At 73.3% G+C, this 11,887-nt stretch carries 14 protein-coding genes; 12 read left to right on the top strand and 2 right to left on the bottom strand.

Annotation, left to right across the window (positions count from 1 at the left end):
- The first annotated feature begins 1 nt into the window (after position 1).
- The 4 genes from priA to QIT00_RS28325 all read left to right on the top strand — a co-directional run bounded on the left by priA (position 2) and on the right by QIT00_RS28325 (position 3,362).
- Entirely contained in the window at positions 2-727 is a 726-nt protein-coding gene (gene priA, locus QIT00_RS28340) for a bifunctional 1-(5-phosphoribosyl)-5-((5-phosphoribosylamino)methylideneamino)imidazole-4-carboxamide isomerase/phosphoribosylanthranilate isomerase PriA (protein WP_282538260.1), read from the top strand.
- Complete coding sequence (locus QIT00_RS28335; RefSeq protein WP_282538259.1) at positions 724-1,146, top strand: RidA family protein; 423 nt, start codon at positions 724-726, stop codon at positions 1,144-1,146. Before priA ends, QIT00_RS28335 begins: the two co-directional genes overlap by 4 nt.
- Positions 1,143-1,913, top strand: a complete 771-nt coding sequence (gene hisF / locus QIT00_RS28330) for an imidazole glycerol phosphate synthase subunit HisF (RefSeq protein WP_282538258.1) — start codon at positions 1,143-1,145, stop codon at positions 1,911-1,913. Before QIT00_RS28335 ends, hisF begins: the two co-directional genes overlap by 4 nt.
- A 153-nt stretch (positions 1,914-2,066) precedes the next feature.
- Complete coding sequence (locus QIT00_RS28325; protein WP_282538257.1) at positions 2,067-3,362, top strand: MFS transporter; 1,296 nt, start codon at positions 2,067-2,069, stop codon at positions 3,360-3,362.
- 277 nt (positions 3,363-3,639) lie between these two features.
- Here the strand turns inward: QIT00_RS28325 and QIT00_RS28320 are convergent, their stop codons facing one another.
- Positions 3,640-4,608 (bottom strand): ketopantoate reductase family protein, encoded by a 969-nt coding sequence (locus tag QIT00_RS28320; protein ID WP_282538256.1) that lies wholly within the window; start codon positions 4,606-4,608, stop codon positions 3,640-3,642.
- Between the two features lie 152 nt (positions 4,609-4,760).
- On the opposite strand from QIT00_RS28320, the gene QIT00_RS28315 reads away from it, so the two are divergent.
- Positions 4,761-5,972, top strand: a complete 1,212-nt coding sequence (locus QIT00_RS28315; protein ID WP_282538255.1) for a cytochrome P450 family protein — start codon at positions 4,761-4,763, stop codon at positions 5,970-5,972.
- An 85-nt stretch (positions 5,973-6,057) separates the two neighbouring features.
- Here the strand turns inward: QIT00_RS28315 and QIT00_RS28310 are convergent, their stop codons facing one another.
- Entirely contained in the window at positions 6,058-6,693 is a 636-nt protein-coding gene (locus QIT00_RS28310) for a TIGR03085 family metal-binding protein (protein ID WP_282538254.1), read from the bottom strand.
- A gap of 131 nt (positions 6,694-6,824) precedes the next feature.
- Here QIT00_RS28310 and hisI point away from each other — a divergent pair, with 131 nt between their 5' ends.
- The 7 genes from hisI to trpM all read left to right on the top strand — a co-directional run bounded on the left by hisI (position 6,825) and on the right by trpM (position 11,828).
- Complete coding sequence (gene hisI / locus QIT00_RS28305) at positions 6,825-7,205, top strand: phosphoribosyl-AMP cyclohydrolase (RefSeq protein WP_282538253.1); 381 nt, start codon at positions 6,825-6,827, stop codon at positions 7,203-7,205.
- 20 nt (positions 7,206-7,225) lie between these two features.
- Positions 7,226-8,731: an anthranilate synthase component I gene (locus QIT00_RS28300; RefSeq protein ID WP_282538291.1), complete on the top strand. Its 1,506-nt coding sequence runs from the start codon at positions 7,226-7,228 to the stop codon at positions 8,729-8,731.
- Complete coding sequence (locus tag QIT00_RS28295) at positions 8,731-9,369, top strand: TIGR02234 family membrane protein (RefSeq protein WP_282538252.1); 639 nt, start codon at positions 8,731-8,733, stop codon at positions 9,367-9,369. Before QIT00_RS28300 ends, QIT00_RS28295 begins: the two co-directional genes overlap by 1 nt.
- A gap of 143 nt (positions 9,370-9,512) precedes the next feature.
- Entirely contained in the window at positions 9,513-9,740 is a 228-nt protein-coding gene (locus QIT00_RS28290) for an HGxxPAAW family protein (RefSeq protein WP_282538251.1), read from the top strand.
- Between the two features lie 298 nt (positions 9,741-10,038).
- Entirely contained in the window at positions 10,039-10,620 is a 582-nt protein-coding gene (locus QIT00_RS28285; RefSeq protein ID WP_408909870.1) for a DUF2752 domain-containing protein, read from the top strand.
- Between the two features lie 214 nt (positions 10,621-10,834).
- A complete protein-coding gene (gene trpC / locus QIT00_RS28280; RefSeq protein ID WP_282538250.1) occupies positions 10,835-11,644 on the top strand; it encodes an indole-3-glycerol phosphate synthase TrpC in 810 nt (269 codons plus the stop codon).
- 7 nt (positions 11,645-11,651) lie between these two features.
- Positions 11,652-11,828: a tryptophan biosynthesis modulator TrpM gene (gene trpM, locus QIT00_RS39020; RefSeq protein ID WP_408909869.1), complete on the top strand. Its 177-nt coding sequence runs from the start codon at positions 11,652-11,654 to the stop codon at positions 11,826-11,828.
- Positions 11,829-11,887: the final 59 nt, after the last annotated feature.

The following is an 11,887-nucleotide window of genomic DNA, read 5'->3' as shown; positions in this document are numbered from 1 at the left end:
TGTGAACAAGCTTGAACTCCTGCCCGCCGTCGACGTCCGCGACAGCCAGGCCGTCCGCCTCGTGCACGGCGAGTCCGGCACCGAGACGTCCTACGGCTCCCCGCTGGAGGCGGCCCTCGCCTGGCAGAACTCCGGCGCCGAGTGGCTGCACCTCGTCGACCTGGACGCCGCGTTCGGCACCGGCGACAACCGCGCCCTGATCGCCGAGGTCGCGGGCGCCATGGACATCAAGGTGGAGCTGTCCGGCGGCATCCGCGACGACGCGTCCCTCGCGGCCGCACTCGCGACCGGCTGCACCCGCGTCAACCTCGGCACCGCCGCCCTGGAGACCCCCGAGTGGGTCGCCAAGGTCATCGCCGAGCACGGCGACAAGATCGCGGTGGGCCTGGACGTGCGCGGTACGACGCTGCGCGGCCGCGGCTGGACCCGTGACGGCGGCGACCTCTACGAGACCCTGGAGCGCCTCAACTCCGAGGGCTGCGCGCGGTACGTCGTCACCGACATCGCCAAGGACGGCACGCTGCAGGGCCCCAACCTGGAGCTCCTGCGCAACGTCTGCGCCGCGACGGACCGCCCGGTGGTCGCGTCGGGTGGCGTGTCCTCGCTCGACGACCTGCGCGCCATCGCGGAGCTCGTGCCGCTCGGCGTGGAGGGCTCCATCGTCGGCAAGGCCCTGTACGCCAAGGCCTTCACCCTGGAAGAGGCCCTGGAGGCCGTGTCCTCATGAGCGACGTACGACGCGTGCAGAGCGGCAGCCCCTGGGAAGAGGCCTTCGGCTTCGCGCGCGCCGTAGCGGCGGGCGACCGGGTCGTGGTCGGCGGCACCACCTCGTTCAAGGGGATGGTCCTGTACGGCGAGGGCGATCCGTACGAGCAGACGCGCGTCGCCATCGCCAACGCCCTCGACGCGATCGGGGAGTTCGGCATCGGCGCCGAGTCGGTGGTGCGGACGCGGCTGCTCCTGACCCATGCGCGGGACGTCGACGAGGCGGGGCGGGCACACCGGGAGGTCTTTGACTCCGTGCGCCCGGTCATGACGATGATGGTCGTCAGCGGCTTCGTCGACCCGCGCATCCTGGTCGAAGTGGAACTGGAAGCTTTCCTGGGCGGCGCCCGGGACTCGTACGAGGAGCCCGATCAGTCATGACCCTGGCGGTCCGAGTCATCCCCTGCCTGGACGTGGACAACGGCCGGGTCGTCAAGGGCGTCAACTTCCAGAACCTGCGCGACGCGGGCGACCCCGTCGAGATGGCCAAGGTGTACGACGCCGAGGGCGCCGACGAGTTGACGTTCCTGGACATCACCGCGTCCTCCGGCAACCGCGAGACGACGTACGACGTGGTCCGCCGCACCGCCGAGCAGGTCTTCATCCCGCTCACGGTGGGCGGCGGCGTCCGTACCGCCGAGGACGTCGACAAGCTCCTTCGCGCGGGCGCGGACAAGGTCGGCGTCAACACGGCCGCGATCGCCCGCCCGGAGCTGATCCGCGAGATCGCCGAGCGCTTCGGCCGCCAGGTGCTCGTCCTGTCCGTGGACGCGCGCCGCGCCCCTTCCCGCAGCGGCTGTCCTGGCTCCTTCGAGGTGACGACGCACGGCGGGCGCCGCTCCGCCGGAATCGACGCGATCGAATGGGCCCACCGGGCCGCCGAGTTGGGCGCGGGCGAGATCCTGCTCAACTCCATGGACGCGGACGGCACGAAGGACGGCTACGACATCGAGATGATCGAGGCCGTACGCAAGCACGTCACGGTCCCCGTCATCGCCTCCGGCGGCGCGGGCCGCCTCGACCACTTCCCGCCCGCGGTCGCGGCGGGCGCGGACGCGGTCCTCGCGGCGTCGGTCTTCCACTTCGGGGACCTGCGGATCGGCGAGGTGAAGCAGACCTTGCGGTCGGCGGGGCATCCGGTGCGGTAGGCCGTCAAACGCAAATTCAGCCCCTCTGGGGGCACCTCCCAGCGGTAGCTGGGGGAGATTGAGGAGGCCCGTCCGGCGAGGACTTTGGGGAAGGGGCGGGTCAGGGGAGAAATCGCTTGCACCGCACCGGAGTCGGGCGCATCATCCGGCCGTGTGACCCCAGCCGACTCCGCTGCCCGCACCGGCAGACCCTGCCCCGCCCACCGCGACCCCCACGTCCTGCGCTGGCTGTGCGCGTACGGCCTCTCCGTGATGGGCGACAGCGTCTACTTCATGGCGCTCGGCTGGGCCGCCGCCCAGGTCGCCGGGCCCGCGCAGGTCGGGCTTGTGATGGCCGTGGGGGCCGTGCCGCGGGCGATCCTGATGCTCGTCGGGGGAGTGGTCGCCGACCGATTCGACCCGCGCCGCGTCGTCATCGGCTCCGACGCGGCCCGCGCCCTGATGATCCTCGGCGTCGCCGCGGCCCTGTGGCTCGCGCGGCCGGGGCTCTGGCTGCTCGTCGTGGTCGCCCTCGCCTTCGGCGTCGTGGACGCGCTGTTCATGCCCGCGGTCGGCGCGCTCGCACCCCGCCTGACCAGCCCCGATCAATTCGTCCGCGTCCAGGGCCTGCGGATGCTCCTGACCCGCGTCGGCACCACCGCGGGACCGCCGCTCGCCGGATTCGCCATGGCGTACGGGCAGAGCGCGGCGGCCTTCGCCGTCGCGGGCGGCCTCTTCGTCCTCTCGCTCGTCCTGCTCTTCTTCGTACGCATCGGACCCCTGCCGCCCGACGACAAGGCGGCCCAACCCACCACCCCCTGGCGGGACTTGACGGACGGCCTCGGCTACATCCGGCGCCATCCGATCGTCGGCCCCCTGGTCCTGTCCGGCGCGCTCAGCCAGTTCGGGATCGTGCCGCCGCTTCAGGTCGGCGGCGTCCTGCTCGCCGCCGAGCGGGGCTGGGACGCGGCGGGCATCGGCTGGATCCTGGCCGCGTTCGGTGTCGGCGCCGGGATCAGCGGGCTCGCCCTGACGGTGCGCGGACGGTTCCGGCGCGCGGGCGTCGCCCAGAACGTCCTGCTCGTCGTCGCCTCCGCGGCCATCGGCGCCATCGGCGTCCTGCCGACCGTCCCCGGCGCCACAGCCGTCGCGCTCGGCGCGGGTCTGCTCAGCGGGTTGTGCGGCGGGCTCGCCGGTGCGCTGATCCAGACCCACACCACGGCCGCGTTCCAGGGCCGGGTCGCCGCCGTGAACGCCCTGACCCACGTGGGCATCGCCCCGCTCGCCTTCCCGCTGTTCGGCGCGGCGGCCGGGGCCTTCGGGGTGGGGCCGATGTTCCTGATCGGCGGGGCGATCAGCGCGAGCGGCGCGATCGTCGGCTCCCTGTCGCCCGCGCTACGCCGCGCGTCCCTGCCCGGCCCCGGCACACCGCCCGCACCTGCCCCTGCGCCCAGCCGGTCGACGGCCTAGGGGTCCCGATCTTCGTGGGCCCGCGACTCCCCCAGCCTCCGGCCGGGAGGTGCCCCCAGGCACGCTCCCCCAGCCTTCGCCTGGGGGACCCCACTCGCCGCACGCCCGAATCACCCAAGTACGTGCAGTACGAGGGCGATCCGGGCGCACTCCCCCAGCCTCCGGCCGAGGGGACCCCCAGAGCACCACCAGTCGCCGCGGTCTGATCCGCGAAGATCGGGGAGACGCCCCCTCGGCCGCGTCCGCGGAGTCCCTCCCCGGCGAGCCGCTCGACGCGTCAACCGCCCAGCCGCTCCACCTCCGCGACCAGCGCCGCCGTCTCGGGGACGTCGATGCCGTGCCGGTCCGCCGCGCGCAGCAGCGCCCCGCCGATCGCGTCGACCTCGATCGGCCGGCCCGCCTCGGCGTCCCGCTGCATCGACGACCGCGTCGCCTCCGGCACCGCGTCCACGAACTTCAGCAGCGCCGGTACGTCGGGGGGTGCCCCCTGCGCCGCGGCCACCTCGGCGAACTCCCCGATCACGGCCAGCATCCGGTCCCGGTGCACCGTACGCACCTCGCCGACCGGCACCCCGTACCGCGTCGAGAGCAGCGCCATCGGCAGCAGGAACGACAGCTTGCCCCACAGCATCGCCGTCTCGTCCGGTAGTACGTCCACCTGCTGCCCGGCCCCGCGCAGCACCTCGGCGAACGCCTCCACGCGCGCGTGCGGCACGGTCGAACTGGCCAGCTCGATCCGGGCGCTGAGCCCGCCGTGCTCGATCACCCCGGGCCCCACCCGCGTGGACTCGACCCGGATCGTGCCCGGTACGACCTGCTCGGCCGGGTAGCGCCCGCGCAACACGTCGACGTGCTCGAAGCCGTTCAGGAGGGGGACGACGAGGCCCGCGCCGAGGGCCTCGCGCGGCACCCGCTCGAGCGCCGACCGCAGGCCGGTCTCCTTCGGCGCGACGATCAACGCGTCGACAGGCTCCCGCAGTTCGGTGTCCGCCTGCACGCGCGCGGTGAAGTCCCCGAACGTGCCGCTGCGCACGGTCAGGCCCCGCTCGGCGAGGACGGCGGCGGTCTCCTCGCGCGCCAGACAGATCACGCGGTGCCCGGCCCGCGCGAGCAGCCCGGCCACGAGGCCGCCGACCCCGCCGGGCCCGAGCACGGCGATGGTCCAGGGGGTCGAAGCCGGAGTCGAAGGAGTTGTCGAAGTACGAGTCGTCGAATCAGGAGTCGTCGAATCAGGAGTCTTCGTCATGAGCGGCAGCTTGGCATGCCTGGACTCCCCGCCAGAACTGGCCAGTTCGCCCTGCCGGACAACCTTCGGACCCGGCCGAAAGAGAGCGGCGCGCGGACCGCCGCGCGGGTAGCGTCCGAGCGAGACGAGCTGTACGTCCCGTGAGGAGCGTCATGTCACCGGCCCCCGTACTGGATCTCAAGGAACTCGGCCCCGACTTCGTCCGCGACCCCTACCCCGTGTACGCGGCGCTGCGCGCCGAGGGCCCCGTCCACCACGTACGGACCCCGGAGGGCGAGGAACTGTGGATCGTGGTCGGGCACGAGGCCTGCCGGGCCGCGCTGGTCGATCCGCGGCTCACCCGCGACCTGCGCAAGGTCGACCCGGCGATGCACCCCTTCGGGAAGGACGGCGCCGACAGCCCGGCCCTCACCCACATGCTGCTGCGCGACGCCCCGGACCACACCCGGCTCCGGAAGCTCGTCGCCCGCGAATTCAGCCCGCGGCGGATCGCCGGTCTCGCCCCGCGCGTCCAGCGGATCACCGACGCGCTCCTCGACGCGATGCTCGACGGCGGCGCCCGCCGCGCCGATCTGATCGCCGCCCTCGCCTACCCGCTGCCGATGACCGTCATCTGCGAACTCCTCGGCGTCCCCGCGGCCGACCGGGACGCCTTCCGCGCCTGGTCCAACGAGGTCGTCGCCCCCACCGAACAGGGCCGGCTCCACGCGACCTACCGGGACATGGTCGACTACCTGCGCCGGCTCACCGCGGCCAAACGCGAACGGCCCGAGGAAGACCTGCTCAGCGCGCTCGTCCACACCGTCGACGAAGGCGGCGACCGGCTCTCCGGCGACGAGCTGATCGGCATGGTCTTCCTGCTGCTCATCGCCGGCCACGAGACCACCGTCAACCTCATCGGCAACGGTCTGCGCGCCCTCTTCGCCCACCCCGACCAGCTGGAACTGCTGCGCGCCGACCCGGACGGGCTGCTCGACGGCGCCATCGAGGAGATGCTCCGCTACGACGGCCCCGTCGAGACCGCCACACCCCGCTGGACCACCGAACCCGTCACCGTGGGCGACAGCCCTGTCCCCGCCGGTGCCGTCGTCCTCGTCGCCCTCGCCGACGCCGACCGCGACCCGGCGCGCTTCGCCGCACCCGACCGCTTCGACATCCGCCGGGACGCCCGAGGCCACATCGCCTTCGGCCACGGCCTGCACTACTGCCTCGGCGCCCCGCTCGCCCGCCTCGAAGGCCGCATCGCCGTCCGCGCCCTCCTGGAGCGCTGCCCCGGCCTCACCCTCGACGCGGACGAGGCCGCACTGCCGTGGGTGCCCGGTCTCCTGATGCGCGGCGTACGGACCCTGCCCGTGCGCTGGTGAGCAGGGCGTCCTTCACCAGGGCGGGGCTTGGGGGCCCCTCCCGGCCGGAGGCCGGGGGAGGGGCTCTACGGACGCGCCCTACCCCTCAGAGCCCCAACTGCTTGGCGCCGTGCAGGAGTTGGATCGCTTCCTTGTCGCCGTCGAGCTCCACGCGCGCGTGGTCCTGGCGGCCGAAGAGGAACATCGTCAGCTCACCCGGCTCCCCGGTGACCGTCACCACCGGCGTGCCGCGGTGGGCCACCGCCGTGCGGCCGTCCGGGCGCCGCAGCACCAGACCCGTCGGCGACTGTCTGCCAAGGACCCGGGCCATCTTCTCGAGGCGCGACCACAGCGTGTCCGCGAACACCGGGTCGAGCTCCCGCGGGCTCCAGTCCTCCTGCGCCCGGCGCACATCCTCGGCGTGCACATAGAACTCCACCGCGTTCGCCGCCTCGTCCAGCTGCTTCACGGCGTACGGCGAGAACCGCGGCGGGCCCGTGCGGATCAGCTGGATCAGCTCCTCGTACGGCTTCTCCGTGAACTCCGCCATCACTCTCTCCAGGCGGCCGGCCAGGGCCTTGACGAGGAGGCCGCCCGCGGCGTCGGCACGCCGCTCGCGCACCACCACATGGGCCGCCAGGTCCCGGGCGGTCCAGCCCTCGCACAGGGTGGGAGCCTCCGGGCCCGCCGCCTCCAACAGGTCCGCCAGGAGCAGCCGTTCACGCTTGGCATGGGTCGACATGCTGCAAGGCTAAGCCCGTGCGCCGAACGGCGCCCACTCGTTTCCACAGGGGCCGGGCATTCGTATGACTGCGACGTTCACCCTGTGGACAACCGCGCCGCCCCCTCCGCGTCACCCGGCACAATGGGCCCATGAGCAGCAACCTCGACCCCGCCATCGCCGCCCGCCTCAAGCGCGGCGCCGACGGCCTCGTGCCCGCGATCGCCCAGCAGTACGACACCGGCGAAGTGCTGATGCTCGGTTGGATGGACGACGAGGCGCTGCATCGCACGCTCACCACCGGCCGCTGCACCTACTGGTCCCGCAGCCGCGGGGAGTACTGGGTGAAGGGCGACACCTCCGGCCACTTCCAGCACGTGAAGTCCGTGGCGCTCGACTGCGACGCCGACACCGTCCTCGTCCAGGTCGACCAGGTCGGCGTCGCCTGCCACACCGGCGCCCGCACCTGCTTCGACGCCGATGTGCTGCCGGTCAGCACGCCGGTGGAGCAGCCCGGCCCCGCCGGTCAGTAGGGTCGGCCGACATGGATCGCATGGATCTCGACACCTTCCGCAAGCTCGCCGCCGACCGCCGCGTCATCCCCGTGAGCCGCAAACTCCTGGCCGACGGCGACACCCCGGTCGGCCTGTACCGCAAGCTCGCCGCCGAGCGCACCGGCACGTTCCTCCTCGAATCCGCGGAGAACGGCAGGTCCTGGTCCCGGTACTCCTTCGTCGGCGTGCGCAGCTCCGCCACCCTCACCGAGCGCGACGGCCAGGCGCACTGGCTGGGCGGCGCCCCCGTCGGCGTGCCCACCGAGGGCGACCCGCTGAAGGCCCTGCGCGCCACGGTCGAGGCCCTGCACACCCCCCGCGACCTGCACGACGACGGCATGCCCCCGTTCACCGGCGGCATGGTCGGCTATCTCGGGTACGACGTCGTGCGCCGCCTGGAGAAGATCGGCCCCGGCGAGCGCGACGACCTGAAGCTGCCCGAGCTGACCATGCTCCTCACCAGCGACCTGGCGGTCCTCGACCACTGGGACGGCTCGGTCCTGCTCATCGCCAACGCCATCAACCACAACGACCTCGACACCGGCGTCGACGAGGCCTACGCGGACGCGCTCGCCCGCCTCGACGCCATGGAGGCCGACCTCGCCCGGCCCGTCGCCCAGCACCCCTCCTCCCTGCCGGACGCCGCGCTGCCCGAGTTCACGGCCCTGTGGGGCGGCGCCGAGTACCAGGACGCCGTCGAGGACATCAAGGAGCGCATCAGGGCCGGCGAGGCCTTCCAGGTCGTGCCCTCGCAGCGCTTCGAAACCCCCTGTCCGGCAAGCGCGTTGGACGTCTACCGCGTCCTGCGCGCCACCAACCCCTCGCCGTACATGTACCTCTTCCGGTTCGACGGCTTCGACGTAGTGGGCTCCTCGCCCGAAGCTCTCGTCAAGGTCGAGGACGGCCGGGCGATGCTGCACCCCATCGCGGGCACCCGGCCGCGCGGCACCACCCCGCAGCGGGACCAGGCGCTCGCCGAGGAACTCCTCGCCGACCCCAAGGAGCGCGCCGAGCACCTGATGCTGGTCGACCTGGGGCGCAACGACCTGGGGCGGGTCTGCACCCCCGGCTCCGTCGAGGTCGTCGACTTCATGTCGATCGAGAAGTACTCGCACGTGATGCACATCGTCTCGACGGTCACCGGCCAGGTCGCCGACGGCCACACCGCGTTCGACGTCCTCACGGCCTGCTTCCCCGCGGGCACCCTCTCCGGCGCCCCCAAGCCCCGCGCGATGCAGATCATCGACGAGCTGGAGCCCTCCCGCCGCGGCCTCTACGGCGGCTGTGTGGGATACCTCGACTTCGCGGGCGACTCCGACACCGCCATCGCCATCCGTACGGCCCTGCTCCGCGACGGCACGGCGTACGTCCAGGCAGGAGCGGGTGTCGTCGCGGACTCCGACCCGGTCGCCGAGGACACCGAATGCCGGAACAAGGCGGCGGCGGTGCTGCGCGCGGTGCACAGCGCCAACCGCCTGAGTGATCGCGGAGGCCGTGAGGGATAGTGGAAGGCGTGACTTCCGCAGCCGTACCCCAGCCCCGCGCAGAATCCCGGCGGACCAAGGCGCCCGCCGCCCGGCGCAGCCTCGCCGCAGCCCTGCTGCTCGGCGCGCTCGGCGCGGCGGTCGCCCTGCTCGCCTCCCGGCAGACCTGGGCCGAGGGTGACGCCGCCACGGCGGGCGGTGCCCTGCACCAGGTCGCCAAGGGCAGCGATGTGACGGGCGTGCCCGCCGCGCTCGCCATCGTGGGCCTCGCCGCACTCGTCGCCGTCTTCGCGGTCCGCCGCACCGGCCGCGTCCTGGTCTCGGCCCTGCTCGCCCTCAGCGGCGCGGGCACGATCGCCGCGGCCCTGCTGGGCGCGCAGGACCCCGCGGCCCTGGACGAGAAGGCGGCGACGGCCAGCGGCCAGGCCGGCGCCACGATCGACGCCGTCACGTTCACGCCCTGGCCGTTCGTGGCCGCGGCCGGCGGCCTCCTGCTGCTGCTCGCCGGGGTGCTCGCGCTGCGCTTCGGCGGGAGCTGGCCCGCGATGTCCGGCAAGTACGAGCGGGGCACGGGCCACGGCAAGGCCGACAAGACCGACCCGGACCGCCCCGAGGACCTGTGGAAGGCCCTGGACCGCGGCGAGGACCCCACGAACTAGGGCCCGTCTCCCCGGTCTCTGCGGATCGGGCCCGCACCGCCCGGGTGAGGTTGCCCACGGTTCAGGGGCTGGACGGAAGCAGCCCCGCACCGGTCCATACAATGGGTCTGAGCTTTCGACTTTCAGCACACGAGGAGCAACTCATGGCGGGCAGCAGCCACGGACACACCCCGGCCGCCTGGACCGGCGTCATCATCGCGTTCATCGGCTTCTGCATCTCCGGTGCGTTCATGGTGATGAACCAGCCGCTGGGCTTCTGGGGCGGCCTGATCGTCGTCGCCCTGGGCGGTGTGGTCGGCATGGCCATGCGCGCCGCGGGCATGGGCCAGCCGAAGGCCGCTCACCAGGTGGTCGTCAGCGCCGAGAGCTGAGCCTCCCCGACAGCGAGCACGAGAAGGGGCGGAACCGGGAGAACCGGTTCCGCCCCTTCTCGCCTTCTGTCCGCGGACCCGTCCGTCCGCGGACATCCGCTCTGGCGCCGTACGGACGCACAGCGCGCCGCCGCCCGGAAGACAGGGCCCGCCCCGGGCGGCGGCGACGCACCTCCACCATGCCCCCGCGGCGCCCGCCCCCGACCGGGCCGAAGGCCCCGAGACGGCCGGCCACAAGTCCCGTTCCGTACCCGGCCGTCCCCGGGCGCGTGACTCGGCGGCAGGGCAGAATGCGGGGGTGACCGCAGAACGCACCGCAGCCCCGCACCAGCCGAGGCAGTCGGCCCCGCACCAGCCGAGGCAGTCGGCCGCGCACCAGCCGAGGCAGTCGGCCGCGCACCCACCGCGGCAGCCCGCGCCCGGCGGCCCGTACGGCCCGTACGGCCCGTACGCGACGGCGCCCGCGCCCGACATGCGCCCGCGCGCCGTCGCCAAGCGGCTGCTCGTGCCCGTCGCCGTGCTCGGCTCGGTCGCCGCGGCCTTCGCGTACGTCGGCTCGGTCGACCCCAACGAACCCGGTCACTACCCGACCTGCCCGCTGCTCGCGCTCACCGGGATCCTCTGCCCCGGCTGCGGCGGCCTGCGCAGCGCGCACGCGTTCATCACCGGCGACTTCCTGACCGCGCTCGGCGCCAACGCGGCGGCCGTCGTGGGCTTCGTCGCCTTCGCCGTCGGCTGGATCGCCTGGACCGTCGCGTCGGCCCGCGGGCGGGCCTGGCGGCTGAATCCGAGCTCCGCGCAGCTGTGGACGATCGGCGCGGTCCTCGCGGTCTTCAGCGTCGTGCGCAACCTGCCGTTCGGCGCCTGGCTGGCGCCGTGACCGCCACCCGGAACCGGTCACTCCACGTGGCGAACGTCCAGGTAGTGGGACCGCCGTCCGCCGGATGCGGAGCCTGCGCCGGTGTCCGGATACCATCGCAGTGCCTACCGGAATGCGCCCCTGGCGCAAACACCCCGGTGGGGCAGTTCCCCATCGGATCCACGGGATCCGGTGCAGTCAGCTCGCTTAGCCGTCAGGGAAGGGGGCCGCTCGCGTGAGTGTGCTCGACGAGATCATCGAAGGCGTGCGTGAGGACCTCGCCGAGCGGCAGGCGCGCGTCAGCCTCGACGAGCTCAAGGAGCGGGCGGCGAAGGCACCCCGGGCCAAGGACGGAGTGGCCGCCCTGCGCGGCGACAGCGTCAAGGTGATCTGCGAGGTCAAGCGCTCCAGCCCGTCCAAGGGCGCGCTCGCCGCGATCGCCGACCCGGCCGGACTCGCCGCCGACTACGAGGAGGGCGGCGCCGCCGTCATCTCCGTCCTCACCGAGCAGCGCCGCTTCGGCGGCTCGCTCGCCGACCTCGAGGCCGTCCGCGCCAAGGTCGACATCCCCATCCTGCGCAAGGACTTCATCGTCACGGCGTACCAGCTGTGGGAGGCACGGGCGTACGGCGCCGACCTCGTCCTGCTGATCGTCGCCGCCCTCGACCAGGAGGCCCTCGTCTCCCTCATCGAGCGGGCCGAGTCCATCGGGCTCACGCCGCTCGTCGAGGTGCACGACGAGGAGGAGGTCGAGCGGGCGGTGGACGCGGGCGCGAAGATCATCGGCGTGAACGCGCGCGACCTGAAGACCCTGAAGGTCGACCGCTCGACCTTCACCCGCGTCGCCCCGGAGATCCCGCCGCACATCGTGCGGATCGCCGAGTCCGGCGTGCGCGGCCCGCACGACCTGATCGCGTACGCCAACGACGGCGCGGACGCGGTCCTCGTGGGCGAGTCCCTCGTGACGGGCAAGGACCCGAAGGCCGCCGTCGTGGACCTCGTGGCCGCGGGCGCGCACCCCGCGCTGCGGCACGGACGGAGCTGAGTTCCTGATGCCCATCGCCGTCCGTCTCGCTCCGGGGTGCAGGCCCCGGGGCTGTCGCGCGCCTGCGCGGCGTGTGCACGGGCGGCGTGTGCGGTACGTGATCGGCTCGGAGCCCGGTCAGGTCAACGGGATGCGATGGCCCGGGGCGACGGGGTCTCTTCCCCAGCCCCGCCCCTTCCCGTAACTGGGGGCCAGCCCCCAGACCCCCGCTCCTCAATCGCCGGAGGGGCTGAAAATCAGCCC

This window comes from Streptomyces luteolus, assembly GCF_029968015.1.
GTDB lineage: Bacteria > Actinomycetota > Actinomycetes > Streptomycetales > Streptomycetaceae > Streptomyces > Streptomyces luteolus.
Note: the sequence above shows the minus strand (reverse complement) of the source record. Positions and strands in the feature narration are given on the sequence as shown.

Excerpts from the sequence above, each read along its gene's own strand:
- hisI (WP_282538253.1), top strand. The coding sequence starts at position 6,825 with ATGAGCAGCAACCTCGACCCCGCCATCGCCGCCCGCCTCAAGCGCGGC.
- hisF (WP_282538258.1), top strand. The coding sequence starts at position 1,143 with ATGACCCTGGCGGTCCGAGTCATCCCCTGCCTGGACGTGGACAACGGC.
- QIT00_RS28300 (WP_282538291.1), top strand. The coding sequence starts at position 7,226 with ATGGATCTCGACACCTTCCGCAAGCTCGCCGCCGACCGCCGCGTCATC.
- QIT00_RS28315 (WP_282538255.1), top strand. The coding sequence starts at position 4,761 with ATGTCACCGGCCCCCGTACTGGATCTCAAGGAACTCGGCCCCGACTTC.
- QIT00_RS28335 (WP_282538259.1), top strand. The coding sequence starts at position 724 with ATGAGCGACGTACGACGCGTGCAGAGCGGCAGCCCCTGGGAAGAGGCC.
- QIT00_RS28310 (WP_282538254.1), bottom strand. The coding sequence starts at position 6,693 with ATGTCGACCCATGCCAAGCGTGAACGGCTGCTCCTGGCGGACCTGTTG.
- QIT00_RS28290 (WP_282538251.1), top strand. The coding sequence starts at position 9,513 with ATGGCGGGCAGCAGCCACGGACACACCCCGGCCGCCTGGACCGGCGTC.
- trpM (WP_408909869.1), top strand. The coding sequence starts at position 11,652 with ATGCCCATCGCCGTCCGTCTCGCTCCGGGGTGCAGGCCCCGGGGCTGT.
- QIT00_RS28320 (WP_282538256.1), bottom strand. The coding sequence starts at position 4,608 with ATGACGAAGACTCCTGATTCGACGACTCCTGATTCGACGACTCGTACT.